This window comes from Methylomicrobium lacus LW14, from assembly GCF_000527095.1.
Lineage (GTDB): Bacteria > Pseudomonadota > Gammaproteobacteria > Methylococcales > Methylomonadaceae > Methylomicrobium > Methylomicrobium lacus.
Genome location: NZ_AZUN01000001.1, coordinates 1,874,719 through 1,892,623, shown reverse-complemented (window position 1 = coordinate 1,892,623; position 17,905 = coordinate 1,874,719). Strand labels below are relative to the sequence as shown.

At 58.0% G+C, this 17,905-nt stretch carries 14 protein-coding genes; 11 read left to right on the top strand and 3 right to left on the bottom strand.

The genetic code is table 11. The features are described 5' to 3' along the window. Positions 1 to 48 precede the first annotated feature (48 nt). The 5 genes from METLA_RS0108560 to METLA_RS0108540 all read left to right on the top strand — a co-directional run bounded on the left by METLA_RS0108560 (position 49) and on the right by METLA_RS0108540 (position 5,767). A complete protein-coding gene (locus tag METLA_RS0108560; protein WP_024298154.1) occupies positions 49 to 1,872 on the top strand; it encodes a DUF2341 domain-containing protein in 1,824 nt (607 codons plus the stop codon). Beyond that, positions 1,869 to 2,273: an ExbD/TolR family protein gene (locus tag METLA_RS0108555; protein ID WP_024298153.1), complete on the top strand. Its 405-nt coding sequence runs from the start codon at positions 1,869 to 1,871 to the stop codon at positions 2,271 to 2,273. The genes METLA_RS0108560 and METLA_RS0108555 overlap by 4 nt, the downstream gene beginning before the upstream one ends. 5 nt (positions 2,274 to 2,278) lie before the next feature. After that, the gene (locus METLA_RS0108550) at positions 2,279 to 2,950 is read left to right on the top strand and encodes an energy transducer TonB family protein (protein ID WP_024298152.1); all 672 of its coding nucleotides are present in this window, start codon (positions 2,279 to 2,281) and stop codon (positions 2,948 to 2,950) included. A gap of 277 nt (positions 2,951 to 3,227) precedes the next feature. Next, positions 3,228 to 5,057, top strand: a complete 1,830-nt coding sequence (locus tag METLA_RS0108545) for a putative porin (RefSeq protein ID WP_024298151.1) — start codon at positions 3,228 to 3,230, stop codon at positions 5,055 to 5,057. Between the two features lie 11 nt (positions 5,058 to 5,068). Next, positions 5,069 to 5,767, top strand: coding sequence for a hypothetical protein (locus METLA_RS0108540; protein WP_024298150.1), 699 nt, complete (start codon positions 5,069 to 5,071; stop codon positions 5,765 to 5,767). Positions 5,768 to 5,962: 195 nt separating this feature from the next. On the opposite strand, the gene METLA_RS0108535 is transcribed toward METLA_RS0108540, so the two are convergent. The 3 genes from METLA_RS0108535 to METLA_RS0108525 form a co-directional block, all read right to left on the bottom strand. After that, positions 5,963 to 6,259, bottom strand: a complete 297-nt coding sequence (locus tag METLA_RS0108535) for an addiction module antidote protein (protein WP_024298149.1) — start codon at positions 6,257 to 6,259, stop codon at positions 5,963 to 5,965. Between the two features lie 228 nt (positions 6,260 to 6,487). Then, positions 6,488 to 6,946, bottom strand: a complete 459-nt coding sequence (locus tag METLA_RS0108530; protein ID WP_024298148.1) for a cupin domain-containing protein — start codon at positions 6,944 to 6,946, stop codon at positions 6,488 to 6,490. Positions 6,947 to 7,054: 108 nt separating this feature from the next. Then, the gene (locus METLA_RS0108525; protein WP_051459763.1) at positions 7,055 to 8,446 is read right to left on the bottom strand and encodes an aryl-sulfate sulfotransferase; all 1,392 of its coding nucleotides are present in this window, start codon (positions 8,444 to 8,446) and stop codon (positions 7,055 to 7,057) included. 509 nt (positions 8,447 to 8,955) lie between these two features. On the opposite strand from METLA_RS0108525, the gene METLA_RS0108520 reads away from it, so the two are divergent. From METLA_RS0108520 to METLA_RS0108495, 6 genes are all read left to right on the top strand, one after another. Further along, the gene (locus METLA_RS0108520) at positions 8,956 to 11,700 is read left to right on the top strand and encodes a TonB-dependent receptor (RefSeq protein WP_029646540.1); all 2,745 of its coding nucleotides are present in this window, start codon (positions 8,956 to 8,958) and stop codon (positions 11,698 to 11,700) included. A gap of 61 nt (positions 11,701 to 11,761) precedes the next feature. Beyond that, a complete protein-coding gene (locus METLA_RS0108515; protein ID WP_024298145.1) occupies positions 11,762 to 12,715 on the top strand; it encodes an SMP-30/gluconolactonase/LRE family protein in 954 nt (317 codons plus the stop codon). Between the two features lie 352 nt (positions 12,716 to 13,067). Beyond that, positions 13,068 to 13,526, top strand: coding sequence for a rhodanese-like domain-containing protein (locus METLA_RS0108510; RefSeq protein WP_084480218.1), 459 nt, complete (start codon positions 13,068 to 13,070; stop codon positions 13,524 to 13,526). Positions 13,527 to 13,565: 39 nt separating this feature from the next. Further along, complete coding sequence (locus METLA_RS0108505) at positions 13,566 to 15,908, top strand: DUF1549 and DUF1553 domain-containing protein (RefSeq protein WP_024298143.1); 2,343 nt, start codon at positions 13,566 to 13,568, stop codon at positions 15,906 to 15,908. A 26-nt stretch (positions 15,909 to 15,934) separates the two neighbouring features. Then, the gene (locus tag METLA_RS0108500) at positions 15,935 to 17,401 is read left to right on the top strand and encodes a DUF1501 domain-containing protein (RefSeq protein WP_024298142.1); all 1,467 of its coding nucleotides are present in this window, start codon (positions 15,935 to 15,937) and stop codon (positions 17,399 to 17,401) included. A gap of 112 nt (positions 17,402 to 17,513) precedes the next feature. Continuing rightward, complete coding sequence (locus METLA_RS0108495; protein WP_024298141.1) at positions 17,514 to 17,900, top strand: cytochrome c; 387 nt, start codon at positions 17,514 to 17,516, stop codon at positions 17,898 to 17,900. Positions 17,901 to 17,905: the final 5 nt, after the last annotated feature.

Sequence of the window (17,905 nt, the reverse complement as noted above, 5' to 3'; positions counted from 1 at the left end):
GTGGGAACGATATTTAACCAGGATTCAATTTTTATGAGTTTATTTTCAATGAACAAATCTCTTATCGGCCGTTTCCGCCTGGGACTGGCTCTTATCCTGATTCCGCTCTGCGCGCAGGCGTGGTGGAACGACGAATGGAAATCGCGTAAGCAATTCAGCGTCGATGCCGGAGCGACCGGCGCCGATATTCAGGAAACCCTGAATGACTTTCCATTGCTGGTGCGTCTGCATACCGGCAATTTCGGCTTTTTTCTCGATCTGGCGGAGAACGGCAAGGACGTGCGCTTCATGCTGGACGACAAGACCGCGCTGAAGCATCAGGTCGAAAAGATCGATGCCTTGACCGAACTCGGCCTGGTCTGGGTCAAGGTGCCGGTCGTTCGCGGCGGCGTCAGTACCGACAGTTTCTCGATGTATTACGGCAACGCGGCTGCGGCGGACGGCTCCGATGCGCAGGGCCTTTATGACGTGAATCAGGCGCTGGTCTTTCATTTTCGGGAAGGCGAGGCCTTGCCGCAGGATGCCACCGCCTATGCGCTGCATGCGGCCAGCTCGAAGGCGGCCGTCGATCCAGCCGGTTTCATCGGGGCGGCGGCCAAATTCGACGGTCAGGGCGGCATCACGGTCAATGCGAATCCGGCGCTCGCGATCACGCCCGACAGCGGCCTGACTTTCAGCGCCTGGATCAAGATCGACCAGGCCCAGACGAACGCCACGTTGTTTGAAGCGAAGGATGCGGCCGGGCGCATCGAGCTGGTCGTGCAGGGCACCTCCGCGATCGCCCGCTACCAGGGCGGAGGCGTCGCCCAGCAGACCGCCGCGGCGAACGTCGATCCGGCGAAGTGGCAGCATCTGGCGGTTATCGCCAGAAAGGATGCGCTGGAGCTTTACCTGAACGGGCAAGCTGTCGGCACGACGCCGATCCAGCTGGCCGCGATGACGCCGTCCGTTTCTTTAGGCGGCAACGAGCAGGGCCAGAACCTGAGCGGCCTCGTCGATGAGGCGCAGGTTGCGAAGCAGGCGCGCAGCGCGGACTGGATCAAGCTGCAATTCCGCAGCCAGAGCCCCGATTTCGCGGTGCTCAATTTCGGCCAGGACGAATCCTCAGGCTCCGGCGACGATCTGAATTACTTCGCGATCATCCTGCAAAGCCTGACCGTCGACGGCTGGGTGGTGATCGCGTTGTGCGGCGTGATGTTCGTGATCAGCCTCTTGGTGATGGTCGGCAAGACCCTGACCCTGAACCGGGCCCGCAAGGAAAACGAAGACTTCCTGGCGCAATACCGAACGATTTCTACCACCAATCTAGGCCAGCTGGACGCGGAAGAAACCGAGGATGAGCGCGATAACGAACAATCGGAGTTTCTGGCGGCGGTCGCCGGCAAACACGATCATTTCCAGGGTTCGCCGATTTATCACATCTATCATGCCGGCGTACAGGAACTGAACCACCATTTCGGCGGCGCCAACGCGGTGCTATCCGCGGAAGCGCTGAATGTGGTGCGCGCCCGTCTGGATGCGGCGGTCGTTAGGGAAGGTCAGAAACTGAACAAGAACATGGTGCTGTTGACGATAGCGATCTCCGGCGGCCCCTTCCTCGGACTGCTCGGCACCGTGCTCGGGGTCATGATCACCTTCGCGGTAATCGCGGCGTCCGGCGACGTCAATATCAATTCAATCGCGCCCGGCATTTCCGGCGCGCTGCTGGCGACGGTCGCGGGGCTTGCGGTCGCGATTCCGGCGCTATTCGCCTACAACTATTTGTTGACCCGAATCAAGGACGTGACCGCCGACATGCACGTCTTCACCGACGAGTTTCTGGCGATCGTCTCGTTACGCAGTGCCGACCGGCAAAGGGCCACGCAGTCATGAAAGTAGGAGAGGAAGGCAAAGTCTACGATGACATCAACATCACGCCGATGCTCGACGTGGCCTACGTGCTGCTGCTGATCTTCATCATCATGACGACGGCGACGGTGCAGGGCATCACGGTTAACCTGCCGAAAGCCAGCAGCACGCCGTCGTTATCCAAGCCTAAAACCAAGGCGATTTCGATTGCCCCGGACGGCACGATCTATCTCGATACCTACCCGGTCTCGATCCAGGAACTGGAAACCCGGCTCGCGCAGTACAAGGCGGCGACACCGGACCTGCCGGTCGTGCTGAAGGCCGATGCCTCGATCCAGTATGAAAAGGTGATCGAGGTGCTCGATGTGGTGACGCGGCTCGAAATCAGCCAGCTGGGCCTGGTGACGCAGAAACTGGTGAAGTAAGGGTTATGGATCAACGCAAGAAATGGCTGAAACGGCTCCCGCTGATCATCGGCGGCGTCCTGACCCTGCTGATTGCGGTCGGCGTCTACTACATCCAGGGGCTGTTCGAAAAACCGCTGCAGGCGAAGAAGCAGGTGCAACAGATCACCGTGCTTCAGCCGCCGCCTCCGCCGCCCCCGCCGCCGGAACAGAAACCGCCGGAGCCCGAACCCGAGCCGGAAAAAGTCCCTGAACCGGAGCCCGAGGAAGAACCGGCACCCGCACCCGATGAGGCGGAACAACCGCCGGGCGAGGAACTGGGCGTGGACGCCGAGGGTGGGGCCGGGTCGGACGGTTTCGGACTGGTCGGCAAGAAGGGGGGCCGGGGGCTTTTGGGCGGCAGCGGCGGCAGCGCGATTCTCTGGTATGGCGGTCAGGTCAAACGCCGCCTGGACGACGAGTTGCAGGGGCTGCTGGCCGACACCAGCGCCGGCAAGGCGGCTTACAGCGTATTGCTGAATGTCTGGATGGGGAAGGACGGCCGGATAGAGCGCACCGAACTCGCCTCGGGCAGCGGCAAGTCCGACGTGGACCAAAGCATTCGCGAGGCCTTGCCGAAACTGCACTTTTCCTTAGCGAAATCGCCGCCGGACAACATGCCGCAACCGCTGAAGATCAAGGTCACGTCAAGAATTTAACAACCCAATGCTAGTGCGGATAAGCAGAGCGCATCCGCCATCGGGCGCACATTGGGTTGATGCGCTGCGCTTATCCACCCTACATCAAGGGTATTTAACGGCCGCCTCGCCGGACGGGGCATGTTGCCCCGTCCGCAGGGTTTCGACGAAGCTTCAACATAGCAGCAACGCCGAAACGATGGGGACGGAGTTAAAAACCCTGTCCCGCGTTCGGCATTCCCAAGCTGGAGCTTGGGAACGAGCAAATCAATAATTTTAAATATCACCGAGAATAACGATGATTGTTGTAAGAAATACCCTGGCCGCCGTATTGGCGGGCGCTTTTCTGTCGCCCGCGATGGCCGATGACAAAGAGGATCTTCTGAAACTCAAAAAGCAGATGGACGGCGAGCGCGAAGAGTTGCTGGAGCTGAAAAACACCGCGGTCAATCTGGTCGAGCTGTTCGTCGAGCAAGGCCTGCTGGATAAAAACAAGGCGGAACGTCTGATCAATAAGGCGAAGGCAAAAGCGCAAACGGAAGCCAAACAGCAGCTGGTCAAGGAACAAGCGGAAGAGCAGTTGGCGGACAACGCCGCGGCGGCCGAGAAAGGCCCGGGGGCTGGGGCCGGCAAATCTAAATCGGTGTATGTCGGTTATGTGCCTGAATTCGTCAAGGAAGAAATCAGGCAACAGGTGCGCGCCGATTTGAAAGAGGAGGTCGTCAAGGATGTCAAGGCGGACGCCAAGGAAGAGCACTGGGGAATCCCGGGGGCGTTACCGGAATGGGTCGCCAATACCAAACTGACTTTCGACATGCGTGTGCGCGGGGCCGATGATTTCTTCCAGGAGGATAACGGGGCGCTGCTCGATTATCTGGCCATCAATGAGGAGGGCGGCCATGAGGCGGCGCGCAGCCATGGCAAGGAATTCCTGAATACCACGAAGGACCGGTTTCGCTTCTCGGAACGCTTCCGCCTCGGTTTGGACATGAAGATCGCCGATCATTTGAAAGCGGGCCTCCGGCTGGCGACCAGCAACATCAGAAACCCGGTATCCAATGACCAGGCCTTGGGCAATACCGGGCAATCCTTCGAATTTGCGATCGATCGGGGTTTTCTGCAATATGACTTCGTCGATAAAAAGGGCAATGACTGGTTTACGCTCTATGGCGGCCGCTTCGCGAATCCCTGGGTTTCCACCGACGTGGTGTACGATCCCGATTTAAGCTTCCAGGGTTTTGCCGGAACCTTCCGCTATCGCTTCAACCAGGACTCCTCCAGGGTCAAATCTTATAAAGCGGCATTGACCAACGATCTCGGCGGCCGCTCCGGCATCAACTTCGGCCCGCAAACGCCGGACACCGTTTTCGCCACCTTAGGCGTCTTTCCGATCCAGGAAATCAATCTTTCGACGTCCGACAAATGGCTGTTTGGCGGTCAAATCGGCGCCGACTGGCTGGTGCAGGATTCATCCCGTCTGAAAGTCGCCGCCGCCTATTACGGCTACAAAAACGTTCGCGCCCGGCCTAATGCGCGCGGCAGTTTCGAAAACGACTGGACGGCGCCCGAATTTATCCAGAAAGGCAATTCGATGGTGCCGATCAATGTCAACGACGGTTTCAACCCTCGCTGCACGAATGCGCAAAGCGCCATCGGCCAGGGCTGCTTGTACGGCCTCGCCTCGGATTTCAGGATATTCAACCTGACCGGCATCTACGACATCGATTTCTCGGGCACCCATGTCGTGCTGACGGCCGATTACGCGAAAAATGTCGGCTATGACGCGGCCCGTATCGAACGGGAGTTTCCGGGGCTGCTGGCGGACAATAGCGATCAAACCGATGCCTTTCAGATCCGGATGGATGTCGGCGATCCGGACATCAGGCGTTTCATGGATTGGAACGTTTTCCTCGCCTACCGTTACATAGAGCGCGACGCGGTGCTGGATGCGTTTACCGAATCGCTGTTCCATGGCGGCGGCACCGACGCCAAAGGCTGGTGGATCGGCGGCAGCTACGGGCTGGCCAGAAATACCTGGGTCAACCTGCGCTGGAGCAGCACCGATTCGATCGATGGGCCGAAGTTGAGTATCGACACCGCCGCAGTCGATTTGAATGTGCGTTTCTAAGGGGACATCCAATGAGTCTATTTTTGAATCCTGAAAGCAGGCGGCGACGCGGTGCCGCCAAGGGCGCTCTGCCGTGGCTGCTTTGTTTGGCGGCGATGGCCTGGAGCCTGGAAATCCAGGCGGCGCCCAAGCAGAGCGATGCGGCGGCGCAGGCCTTGCGCAAAGCCCAGGGCATGCTGCGGCAACTAAGCGAGGAAAAAGCCGCGCTCGAAGCGGAAAAAAAAGCGCTCGGAGACGAGGCGGAAAAGCTGCGCAGCGAGGTTGCGCAGCTTGAGCCCTTGAAGGGCCAGGTCGAACAGTACCGGGCCGGACTGGAAGACTCGCGGAGAGACAACGGCTCGCTGCAAGAACAACTGCAACGGGCCGGTACGAGGGAACGCAATCTTCAAGACAAACTCAAGGAAATCGTGGCGCAGGCCAAAGCGATTCAAAGCGACAATCAACTGTTGGTTGCGGCCGTCCAGGAGCGTGAAAAATGGATCGGTCAATGCAGCGCAAACAATAAATCATTGATCGCGGTCAATCGCGAAATCATCGATAAATACCAGAGCAAGGGCATTTTGGACAAGCTTGCCGAGGCGGAGCCGTTTACCGGGATAGGGCAGGTTGAAGCCGAGAATGTGGCCGAGGCTTATCAATTCCGCCTGCAAGATCTGAAGGTGACGTCGTTTGAAAGCGAATTGAAGCGGGCGGACGGCAGTGCTGAATAGCATCAATCGTCCCATAAGTTTTTCGCCGGACGGGGCATGTTGCCCCGTCCGCAGGGTTTCTGCGCGGTTTAAGGCATCAAGAAGCTTCAAAACGGTGGGGACGGGATTGCAAATCCCGTCCCGCTTGGTTTGAGTGCTCTTGTGGCGGGTTGGGGATATTCCTCAACCCGTTTTTTAGGAACTTGCAGCCATTAATTAAGCGGCAGGCTTGGCATGCAGTTTTAGCCCAAGCGCCCCGATAACTTTGAGGATGGTGTCAAAGTCGGGGCTGCGCTCGCCGGAAAGTGCCTTGTAGAGGCTTTCACGGGACAACCCCGCATCGCGGGCAACCTGTGACATACCCTTGGCGCGAGCAATATCCCCAAGTGCTTTGGCAATGAACGCCGCATCTCCGCCTGCCTCTTCAAAACATGCCTCAAGATAGGCCGCCATCTCCTCCGGGGTTCTGAGATGTTCGGCTACGTCATAGGGAGTGGTAATGGTTTTGTTCATGGCGGTTACTCCTAAAGATTACCTGCGAGTCGTGCAATCCTGGCTTGAATTCGAGCCCTTGCTTGAAGGTCGCGCAGGCCGTCGAGCCATTGAGCGAAGAGGTCGGTTTTACGAATTTCAATCATGGGATAACTGTAGCCTTATGGCTACACATTGTCAATGCCATGTGTGCCGCCTTAAACGTTCTGTATTGAAAATGCGGGTTTAGCTTTCCGGCTACCATGATTGCTACTTCGCCGGAGCGGGTTTAGATGTGGCCGGACCGATGCCGACGATCTGCAAAATCGTGTCTTCATCCTTGGCGCCGTCATAGTGGATTTCGCCTCCGTAGTGGGTGACGAAGCTGCCGGCCGGCACCGGTTTCAACGTGTCCGGATTGTAATCTCTGCCGGTGCCGACCCACCAGGTGCCGGAAATCACGGTGATGAAGCGGTCGTTCGGGTGCGAATGCGGCTTGCTGTTGTGGTGGGCTTTCCATTTGTTCAGCACCACATACAGGCCGGGCTTGGACGGATCGCCGACCAGCACTGCGCTTTCCGAGCCGCTGGGGTTGGCGACCCATTTTATTTGGTCCGGCAGTTTGATCGATATGGCCTTGGGGTCGAGGTCGGCTGCGATCGCAGAAGCGAAGTATAGGGACAGGCCGATAGTCATCGTCAGTTGTTGCCAGTTGAAAATACGAAACATGAGATTCTCCTGATCGGGTTTTTGTACAAAATAAGGGCTTCTGAAGATTACAATTGTCAGCCTCAGAAACCCATCGTCATTGGCATCGTGTGCGATGGCCAAAAGGCTTTAAAGCGTTGCCTGAATCTGGTATCGAGCCAATTCCGGCGGCGCCACCGCCTTTTCGCTGTGCGCCGTGCCGGCCGGCACCCAGGCGTACGGCACAGGCTGGCCCCGGTAGAGCTGGAAGTTGGCGGTGTCCTTGCCGGTCAAGGCGTCCTCGCCGACTTTGCCATACGGATTCACATATTCCCACACGATGTCGCCGTCGGGCGTCACCTGGAACAAGCGGCCGCTCTGGCCTTCGTCGATGAAGGTGTTGCCGTTCGGCAAGCGGCGGGCGGCGCTGATGTGTGTGCTGCGGAACGACCAGGCAGGTCCCCCGGAGCTTTCGCCGCTGTATTGCCAGACGATTTCGTTCTTGACCGGATCGATTTCGAGCACACGGGAGCCGCCGGTTCGCGGCACCGCGGCCGGCGGGTAGCCGGCGATGCCCTGGTTGTCGAAGACCAGCAAATTGCCGGCGCCGGGCAGTCCTTCCGGAATGATGTGCGCGTCATGCTGGGCGCTGATCTGATCGACGGGTCTGGGTGTTTTTCGGGGCAATTGCCCTTCGATCGTGGCCTCGGCATAGTGTGGGCCCAGCCGCCAGACGATCTTGCCGGACTGGCGGTCGATGATCGCGATGAAATTGGCGTTGCGCGAGTCAAATAGCAGATTGTCCGGCGCGAAACGTTTATCGCCGGCGGCAAACCAGCGATTCGGGCCGACCACCTTCAGATTGTTCACATGCAGGTAGTCGGCGATCGGCGCGTTCTTGACCAGCTTCAGTTCGGCCGGGGTGAAGCCGAACTCGTTCAGATGCTCGGAGGCGATCCATTTCCACACCACCTCGCCGGCCGGATTAACTTCGTAAATCACGTCGTCCAGCACCTCCTTCTGTTTGAAACCCTTCACCGCATGGACCCAATTGGCCAGCACCGCGGTATTGCCGTTCGGCAGCCGGGCCCAGTCGTGATGTTGCTGCGCGGCGCCGCCGGGCGCCTTGTCGCCGAAACTCCACACCGTGTTGCCGTCCCAGTCCAGCTCGCCGACGGTCTTGGCGATACGCCGGTTGATTTGGCCCGGCACCAGGCCGGTGCCTTTGCCTTCGGTGGTTTCCAGCGTCACGAACACATGTCCTAGCTTGCCGCCGTTCACGGCCGGATCGATCAGCGTGCTGTGGCTGGCGGCATCTTTCCATTCATGCACCGAATTGCCGTTCATGTCGATCAGGTGGGCGATATTGTCGCCGCCGGTAAACAGGATGAAGCTGTTGAAGGCTTTGACAGGATCGTAGCGGGTCGTGCCGGTCGGGTAAATGCTTGGCGCCGCCGTGGCAGTGGCGGCAAGCAAGCCGCCGGCCAGGACGCAAGCCGCGCTGAGCAATGGAGCAGGTCTGGAGTCATTGGATTTTGTCATAGAGGGTGAGTCATGATGGTTGGGTTGTCGGAATGGGATGAGCCTTGAGTTCAGCAAGTTTTATTCCAGATTGCAGTTCAGCTCGCGCCGATGCCGTCATGGCCGAAAGCGGGCACGGCTGGCGGCGTTGATCGGCAAGTATTTTTCGCCTAAGGCCGGTTCCCCGGGATAATGATTCGGTTGTGCGGAGGGCGGGGCGGGCGTTGTGGGGAACAGTGCGGCTGTTGTTGTTTGAAGTGCAGATTGGCAACAGGGTCTGTGGACAAATCAGCAGCATCGGGCCGCGGGATCTGTGTTTGTGAATGCGCCTTGAGTGTCCGGCAAGGAATTAAAATAATTTGAATATCATTTATTTACCATTTTTTACAGGCATGGCCTGAACATCAAATAACGATTGGCACAGCGTTTGCGTTAAAGCTTCATAACAGCCAAGGACGCGGGAGTCGCTTGTGACACAGTTTGCCTTGGCGATTAACGGCTTTATCAACCTTTAACGCATAGGTGAATTAGTGAATGAACATGGAACTGGCGTCCCTTCGATAGGCGCCGAGCAGCCGGGTGTGCCACCCTCTATCAGCCGCCGCCGCAAACTCGTGTCCTGCGTGGCATTGGCCGTCGCCGGCGCATCCCTGCTGGCGGCTCACGAGGTGTCCGCAGCCCCGGTGAATCAGGCGGAAAACAAGTCCGCCGGCGGCGATCCCTCCGTTGCCGACCTGAAAGCCCAGGTCGAGCGTTTGACCCGTGAACTGGAAGCTTCCAAGCAGCGCGAGCAGGAATTGATTAACCAAGGCGCCGCCGAAGCGCCATTGGATACGCCGGCGGCAGCCAGCGCCGTTCCCGGCGGGGCTGCATCGGGCAATGCGGTGGCGGCTGCCGCGCCGGAACCCAAAGCCGAGGAAGTGAAGGAGGAGCCGAAGAATCTGGCGGAAGTGACGGTCACCTCGCGGCGTAAGGAAGAAAAATTACAGGAAGTGCCAATCCCAGTTGCGGTCATCAGCGGCGAGCAGATGAAGCGGGACAACATCGTCAGCGTTGCGGATTTTGCGCGCCGGGTGCCGAACCTCGGCGTGACCAGCACCAATGCGCGGCAGACCAGTATCGCGTTGCGCGGCTTGGGCAAGAACAGCGGCAACGAATCGATGGAGTCCAGCGTCGGCGTGATGATCGACAACGTCTGGCAGTCCTGGGTCGGTTCGACCTGGGCCAACTATGCCGATATCGATCACGTCGAGGTGTTGCGGGGGCCTCAGGGAACCTTGCAAGGCAAGAACAGCAACCTGGGTTTGGTGAACGTCGTAAGTCAGGCGCCTTCCTTCAAATCGGGTTATTACGCCGACGGCTTTGCCGGCAATCGCAACTCGCTGCAAGGCAAGTTCGGTGCGACCGGTACGATTCTCCCTGGCTTGCTCGCCTACCGCGCTTCCGGCTATATCGACCGGCGCGACGGCTGGGTCGAAAACCTCGATGTGGCGATCACCAATGGCAAGCTACAGGAAACCAATGCGCTGGGCGGCCGCTTGCAGTTCTTGCTGACGCCGAGCGACGAATTGTCCGCGCGTCTGATCGTGGATCGCAGCTCGTCCACGCAAAGTATGAGCGTTAACCCGAATTTGGATGATCCTGCAACATTTGCCGATGGTACGGCACGGCCTATCACCTATAGCTCTCGTCTCGGACGCGATTGGTTCGATGTCTTCAAGCGTTCCGGGCAACCGGTTACCATCATCGGCGATCCGCGCAAAGTCGCGCAAGACAACAAGCAGGTATCCCGCGCCGATGGCGAGGGCGTGTCCGCCGAAATCAACTGGGATGTGCTGGGGCATCGCTTCACCTCGGTTTCGGCGTATCGGGATTCGTTGTTCGAACCGCATCATGACGGCGACCGTTCGGTGGCGGACATCATGCGCATCGGCGGGGTTACCGTCAAAAACGAACAATGGTCGCAGGAATTTCGTATTGCTTCCAAAGAGCCGGGGCCAATCGATTATCAGGCCGGTCTCTTTACGATGCGCAGCACCGCGGATACCTTCAGCCAAAACCATTACGGCGATGACGCGGGCGCTTTCTATGCCTCCAATGCGCAATACGGCCGCCTGAATTCGTCGGCCATTGGCCGGCAGATGATGCAGGCCTCGTTACGCGAAGTGTTCGATACGGCTGCTCTGAATCCGGCCACCGACAGTTATGCCGGCTACGGCCAGCTGAACTGGCATATTACCGACGCGGCGACGCTGACCCTGGGCTTGCGCAATACCTTTGAACAGCGATCGAACTCCGGAAACCATCGTTCGTATGGCGGCGCCGATTTGGCTGCGTTATCCTCCTCGATCGGCGCCAGCGCGCAAAACCTGACCGATGCGCAGGCCATTCGCAACGGCCGGATAACACAAAATTGGACGGCCGACCGTCAGGGTTTCGATCAGAACTCGCAAAACTGGCTGGTTAACCCGAGTTATAAGATTACCAAGGATGTCATGGCTTATTTCTCGGTGGCCGGCGGACAAAAATCCGGCGCCGCGCAGTTCAACTCCAATACCGGCGCGGTCGAAAACGTCGATCCCGAGGACGTGATGGATTACGAATTGGGCATCAAGAGCAGCTGGCTCGACCGCAAGCTGGTGGTCAACTTGAATCTATACCAGACCGACGTGAATGGCTTTCAATCCCAGTTGGTGTTGCCTGATGAGGCGCGTCCGGGTCAGTTCCGGACCACGCTGGGCAATATCGAGGGCATCCAGTTGCGCGGTATCGAATTGGAGACGAGCTGGGATGTCGCGCGCGGTTTGAATCTGTTCCTGAACGGCTCCTACAACCACGCGGTTTATACCGACTTCAAGAACGCGCCTTGCGCGCCTGAAGCCAATAAGCCGGTTTGCGACCAAACCGGCCTGACCCTGCCGAATGCGCCGGCATTTACCGCCAACTTCGGTTTCGATTACCGCGTGCCTTTAGGCTTTGGCGTAGGCGACGATTACGGCCTGCAATGGCACGCCTTTTTGGTGGACAGCTTCAAATCCCAGGCCAACTATAACGCCAGCCTCTCCGCATCGGGCAAACAGCCGGCTTATCACGTGACCGATGGCGGTATCGGCGTCGGCACCAAAGACGGCAAATACAACCTGGATCTGGTCGGCAGAAATATCTTCGATACCCTCTATCTGACCAACGTCGGCAACTGGTCCAGCACCGGTGCGTCGAGCGCGACTTACGGCGAAGCACGTTATTACGGCGTGCATTTCAGGGCCAGATTCTAAAACTTTCGGCGGCTTGATGCCGCTCAATTCCATTCAGACAATCAGCAATTGGAGATTTTTCATGTTACGCAAATTCATTCCGACAGTAGGCGTTTTACTGTTTGCGGCCTCCGTGCAGGCCGATGATCCGGTGACTCCGGCGATTCCCGGCGTCGCGGCCGGCGGCGTAGTGGTCGAACTGATCAAGGACGGCTTCAAGGGCACCGAAGGGCCGATCGCGCACAGCGACGGCAGCCTGTTGTTCACCGAAACCCAGGCTAACAACATCGTGCGTATCGGACCTGACGATAAAGTCTCGGTGTTTCTCAAAAATTCGAATGGCGCCAACGGCTTGGCCTGGGGTGCCGGCGGCGAATTGTATGCGGTGCAGACGGTGAAAACCCAGGTCGGCATCGTGTATCCGGCCGACAAGAAAAAGACCCTGGCCGAAAAATTCGAAGGGGTGGAATTCCAGCGGCCCAACGACCTGGTGCGCGCGAATAGCGGTGCGATTTATTTTACTGACAGCGGCACCCGCCCAACTAAGGAGCAACCCAATCCGCCGCCGTCACATCCCGGCGTGTTCACCATCAGCCCTAGCGGCGAATTGAAACGCCTGGCCAACGACATCGAACGTCCGAACGGCATTCAGCTGAGCAAGGACGAAAAGGTGCTGTATGTCGCCAATACCTCGGGCGAACACATCTTGGCTTACGATATCGCGGCCGACGGTTCGATTGCGAATCGGCGCAACTTCGCCAAACTGGAAGGCTGGAAACAGGGCGATGACAAGGCTTGGTCCAGCGGCGCCGACGGTCTGGCGTTGGATGACGAAGGCAGGCTGTATGTGGCCTCGAATGCCGGCGTCGAAGTGTTCGATGCGAAGGGCGCGGCGCTGGGCGTGATTCCGCTGCCGAAGAAGCCGCAAAATCTGGCGTTTGCGGGTAAGGACAAGAAAACCCTGTACGTGGTGGGACGCGGCGCCGCTTACAAGATACCGTTGTTGGTGCAAGGCATCAGCAGCCGAGCCAAGTAATCCCGTGGCATAGTTTTTTAGTCCCGTAGTGTGCTCTCTTGGCGGGTCAAGGATATATTCCTTGGCCCGTTTTTTTTGCTTGCTAGCCCAGCAACAGCGGGTGTTGTCGGGCTGTTGCTATTTCATCAGTGGGCTGGCGTACCCATCCTTCAAACCCTCATGCGGCGGTCTTCCTCTTCGTGTGTCTGTAAAAAATCCTTTGTAAATCAATAGGTAATTATTTTGTTTTTCAGGTCGGCGAGAGTCGGTGAGTCTGGCACGCATGTTGCAAAATGATCTGAGTACAACATGATCCATGCGCGCCATTTCAGCGCGCTTTTGCCAAGAACCCAAAAAGAAAAGAGAAGAAGCGATGATCAAAAATACCACCACACTATTTCTGCTAACGATGATGCTGGTCAGTCCGTTCGGTTTGGCGACCGCGGCGGAACACGCGCACGGCAATAAACCGGAACCCAAACCTTACAGCTACAAAACGCCGAAGCTTAACCGCGCGCAGATCGATGCCCTCTTGGCCAAGCCGGAGGAATTGTTGATTATCGACGTGCGCCGCCCGGACGAAGTCAGCAAGATCGGCAGCTTTCCGGTTTATCTGAGCGTTCAGGCCAAGGAGCTGGAAGCGGCGCTGCCTTTCATTCCGAAGGAAAGATCGATCGTGACCGTTTCGAATCACGCCGGTCGTGCGGGCGCCGCGGGGGATGCTTTGGCCGAGAAAGGCTTCAAGGTGGTCGGGGCGATAGGCTCGCAGAACTATGAAGAAGAAGGCGGCAAGATTACCAAAATCGTGCCGCCGGCGCCGAAAGCGCATTAGAACCTGACGCCTCGTCTTCGTTAGTTTTGGAGTAAATCTATGAAAAGAAAATTATCTTACCTCGCCGTTTGGGGGATAGCGGTGGCGGTCAGCATCGATACCCCGACAGCGGACGACAAGCCGGCGCCTGCGCAGGAAAGCGCGCCGGCGGCGAAGTCCAAGTCAAAACTCTGGTCTTATCAGCCGGTAAAAGCGCCGGCGGTTCCGGCCGTCAAACAGCAGGATTGGGTCAGGACGCCGGTCGATGCCTATATTTTGGCGAAGTTGGAGGCCAAGGGTTTGCAACCTTCGAAGGATGCCGACCGCGCCGCATTCATCCGCCGCGCGACTCTGGACGGCTGGGGCGTGATTCCGACGCCGGAAGAAGTCGACGCCTTCGTGAACGATAAGTCGACCAATGCTTACGAAAAATTGGTCGACCGCCTGTTGGCCTCGGCGAAATACGGCGAACGCCAGGGACGGAAATGGCTGGATTTGGCCCGTTATGCCGACAGCACCGGATTTCAGAACGATAACAACCGGCTGAACATGTGGCGTTACCGCGATTATGTGATCAATGCGTTCAACCAGGACAAACCCTATGATCGCTTCATTCAGGAGCAATTAGCGGGTGACGAGTTATGGCCTGGGGATGAGCAAGCCCTGATCGCGACCGGCTTCATGGCGCAATTCCCCGACAACGCCAACTCGCGCGACCTGGTACAGCGTAAATATCAGATCACCACCGACATCACCGATACGGTCGGCAAGGTGGTCCTGGGGCAGACGGTCGAGTGCGCGCGCTGCCACAATCACAAGTTCGACAAGATCAGCCAGAAGGATTATTTCTCGCTGCAATCGTTCTTCGCGAACATCGCGCCGGTCGACAATATTCCGGCCAAAAAAGGCGACGTCGAACGTCAATACGAGCAGCAATGGGCCAAATGGGAAGAGGCGACCAAGGACATTCGCGCCAAACAAAACGCGATTATCGACACCCACCGGGAAGAAGCGCTGAAGTATCACAAGGAACGCTATCTGACCGATTCGCGTGAAGCGATCTTCAAGCCGAAAGAAAAATGGAACGCGCAGGATCGCTGGGTCAACCATCGCCTGGCTAACGTGACCGACGAACGCAGCTTGCAGTCTTTCTTCCAGGAAAAAGGCGAGAGCACCGATCCTAAGACCTATGACAAGAAGATCGCCGCGCAATGGGCGGAACTGGACAAACTGGAAAAACAGCTCAGAAAGTTCAACGATCTGAAACCGGCCACCAGCTCCAACACCATTTCGGCGATGACCGAACTCGGTCATCCTGACGCGCCGCCGAGCTATGTTTTCGCGGTCGGCGATCACGAAAAACCGCAGGAAGAAGTGCAGCCGGCGTTCCCGGCGGCGATTACCGACGAAAAACCGGATATCAAGCCGTTGCCGTTCTCGTCCGGACGCCGCGCCGCACTGGTCAAATGGCTGACCAGTCCGACCAATCCCTTAACCGCTCGCGTCTATGTGAACCGGGTGTGGGATCAATATTTCGGCAAGGGTATCGTCGCCACGGTCAGCGATTTCGGCAAGGCCGGCGAAAAACCGACGAATCCGGAACTGCTGGATTATCTGGCCGACAAATTCGTGAAGGACGGCTGGAGCGTCAAAAAACTGCATCGCGAAATTCTGTTGTCCAGTGTTTACCGCCAGTCGTCCGATTATCGCGAGGATGTACAACAAGCGGACGCCGAAAACCAGTTGCTGGCGGTGTTCCCGCGCAAACGTCTGGAAGCCGAGCAGGTCCGGGATTCGTTGCTGGTCGCGGCCGGCAAGCTGGAAGACAAGGTCGGCGGTCCGAGCGTGTATCCGCCGCTGCCTAAGGTGATCAACACGGCCGATGCCAATTTCAACAACGATCCGGCCTGGAAAACCTCCAAGGACGTTCACGATCACAACCGCCGCAGCCTATACGTGTTTACGCGCCGCAGCATCCCGTATCCGATCCTGGATTCGTTCAACATGGCGTCGCCGCAGGAGGCACACAGCAAGCGCGAGGTGACCACCACGCCATTGCAGGCACTGACCCTGTTCAACAGCGAGCTGATTTTCGACTGGTCGAAATCGCTGGCCGGCCGGGTCATCAACGAGGGCGGCAAGGATGAATCCGCCAGGATCGATCGCCTGTATCAAATCCTGTTCTCCCGCAATGCGGACAAGTCCGAAAAAGAGTCGCTGTTGTCGTTCTTGCAAGAGCAGGAAGGCGTGATTCGTGAAAAATCGGTAGCGGACGGCAAGTTCGAGATCAACGTGCCGACCGGCATCAAGGACAAGAAATTGGACGATCCGATACGGGCGGCAGCATTCGTGGATTTGGTCCACGCGGTGGCCAATTCGAACGAGTTCATTTACCGGTTTTAAAAAAATTATTTGAAGAGGTTTACCACATGAAAAACAAGTCGCGTCGAGATTTCTTAGTAAACACCGGCTATGGATTGGGCGGATTGGCCGTTACCGGTATGATTCCGGGCGGCGGTGTGATCGCCAGCGCCTTGGCCGATGATGCCGGATTACAGGCGCTGGTAGGCGCCGCCAGTCCATTGGCGGAGAAGGCACCGCATTTCGCGGCCAAGGCCAAGACTGTGATCTGGCTGCACATGGCGGGCGCGCCGAGCACCCTGGATTTGTACGATTACAAACCGAAACTGGTCAAGCTGGCCGGAACCAAGGTGCCGGCGTCGTTTCTGGAAGGCATCAAAACCAGTACCCAGGGCGGCGTGAGCAAGCTGATTGCGACCAAGCGCACCTGGAAACAGCATGGCCAAAGCGGCGCCTGGTTCTCGGATTTTTTGCCGAATCTGGCGCAACACGCCGACGATCTGGCCTTCATCAAATCCAGCATTACGATCGGCGCGACGCATGACATTTCGATCATGAAACTGAACTCCGGCGGCCTGAACCCGGGCCGTCCGACGCTCGGCGCCTGGGTGCAGTATGCGCTGGGCTCGGCGAACCCGAACCTGCCGGCCTATGTGGTGCTCTACAACGACAAGCGCGAGCCTCGGGGCGGCGTCACCAACTGGGAGTCGGGCTTCCTGCCGGCGGTGTATCAGGGCACTCCGTTCCGTCCGGGCAATTCGCCGATCCTGCATCTGAACAACCCGGAATACCTGGCCGCAACGGAAAAACGCCATGCGCTGGATTTGCTGAAACACTTGAATCAAAAGCACGGTTCGCACTATCCGCAGGACAGCGAGCTGAAAGCCCGGACCGAATCCTACGAACTGGCCTACCGGATGCAGGAAACCGCGCCGGAAGCGGTCGATTACAGCAAGGAATCCGACGCGACCAAGGCGCTGTATGGCATCGACGACGAACTGACCAAGCCCTACGGCGAACTGCTGCTGCGCGCTCGCCGCCTGGCCGAGCGCGGCGTGCGCTTCATTCAGGTGGTCTCCGGCCCGACCGACATCAAGGGCGACAGCCGCGACTGGGATGCTCATCAAAATATCGAAGACAATCACGGCAAGCATTCACGCATCGTCGATAAACCGATCGCCGGCCTGTTGAAGGATTTGAAGGAGAAAGGACTCCTGGACTCGACCCTGGTGGTGTGGACTTCCGAGTTCGGCCGCACGCCGTGGAGCGAATCGGGCGACGGCCGCGACCACAACCCTTGGGGTTACACCCAGTGGATTGCCGGCGGCGGCATCAAGGCGGGCTATACCCACGGCGGCACCGACGAACTCGGCGTACAGGCCGTCAAGGGTACCGAAGTCGATACCTATGACCTGCATGCGACGATTCTGAACCAGCTGGGGCTCGATCACCTGAAACTGATCTACAAATATCAGGGCCGCTCCGAACGGCCGACCGTGGTTTACGGCAAGGTCATCAAGGAATTGATTGCCTGAGGACACAGCCATACAAGAGCTTGCGCTGCCGGTCGATCAAGGCCGGCCCAGCCCTTCGGGTTGGACCGGCGGCCGGCAGTGCGGCAGGGATTGAAGGATGAGGATTATTAAGATGCGTAACACCATGATTTTTTTCGCGGTCGCCTTCGCGCTGTTCAGCGGCACGGTGTCCGCCGAAAGCGATTTCGATTTCGAAGAATTGATGAACGATGTCGAAACCAAGACGCAAAACGTACAGAACAATATTGCGGCCAAGGACTTCGCTACCGCGGGTAAGGAAGCCAAGGAACTGCAAGAGGCATTCAAGCTGGTCGAGGGCTATTTTGCCGATCGCGGCGATGCCGCCGACGCGGTAGCCAATGCGCAGGATTACCAGAAAAAAGCCGAGGCGATTCAGAGTGCGCTGAGCGCCGGCGATGCCGATACCGCGGGCAATGTCGCGGCCGATTTTTCCAAACAATGCCGCGGCGCCTGCCACGACAAATACAAACCCCTGTAAACGGA

Bases quoted from the DNA above. Each gene is read 5' to 3' on its own strand.
- METLA_RS0108560 (WP_024298154.1), top strand. From the start codon at position 49: ATGAACAAATCTCTTATCGGCCGTTTCCGCCTGGGACTGGCTCTTATC.
- METLA_RS0108555 (WP_024298153.1), top strand. From the start codon at position 1,869: ATGAAAGTAGGAGAGGAAGGCAAAGTCTACGATGACATCAACATCACG.
- METLA_RS0108550 (WP_024298152.1), top strand. From the start codon at position 2,279: ATGGATCAACGCAAGAAATGGCTGAAACGGCTCCCGCTGATCATCGGC.
- METLA_RS0108545 (WP_024298151.1), top strand. From the start codon at position 3,228: ATGATTGTTGTAAGAAATACCCTGGCCGCCGTATTGGCGGGCGCTTTT.
- METLA_RS0108540 (WP_024298150.1), top strand. From the start codon at position 5,069: ATGAGTCTATTTTTGAATCCTGAAAGCAGGCGGCGACGCGGTGCCGCC.
- METLA_RS0108535 (WP_024298149.1), bottom strand. From the start codon at position 6,259: ATGAACAAAACCATTACCACTCCCTATGACGTAGCCGAACATCTCAGA.
- METLA_RS0108530 (WP_024298148.1), bottom strand. From the start codon at position 6,946: ATGTTTCGTATTTTCAACTGGCAACAACTGACGATGACTATCGGCCTG.
- METLA_RS0108525 (WP_051459763.1), bottom strand. From the start codon at position 8,446: ATGACAAAATCCAATGACTCCAGACCTGCTCCATTGCTCAGCGCGGCT.
- METLA_RS0108515 (WP_024298145.1), top strand. From the start codon at position 11,762: ATGTTACGCAAATTCATTCCGACAGTAGGCGTTTTACTGTTTGCGGCC.
- METLA_RS0108510 (WP_084480218.1), top strand. From the start codon at position 13,068: ATGATCAAAAATACCACCACACTATTTCTGCTAACGATGATGCTGGTC.
- METLA_RS0108505 (WP_024298143.1), top strand. From the start codon at position 13,566: ATGAAAAGAAAATTATCTTACCTCGCCGTTTGGGGGATAGCGGTGGCG.
- METLA_RS0108500 (WP_024298142.1), top strand. From the start codon at position 15,935: ATGAAAAACAAGTCGCGTCGAGATTTCTTAGTAAACACCGGCTATGGA.
- METLA_RS0108495 (WP_024298141.1), top strand. From the start codon at position 17,514: ATGCGTAACACCATGATTTTTTTCGCGGTCGCCTTCGCGCTGTTCAGC.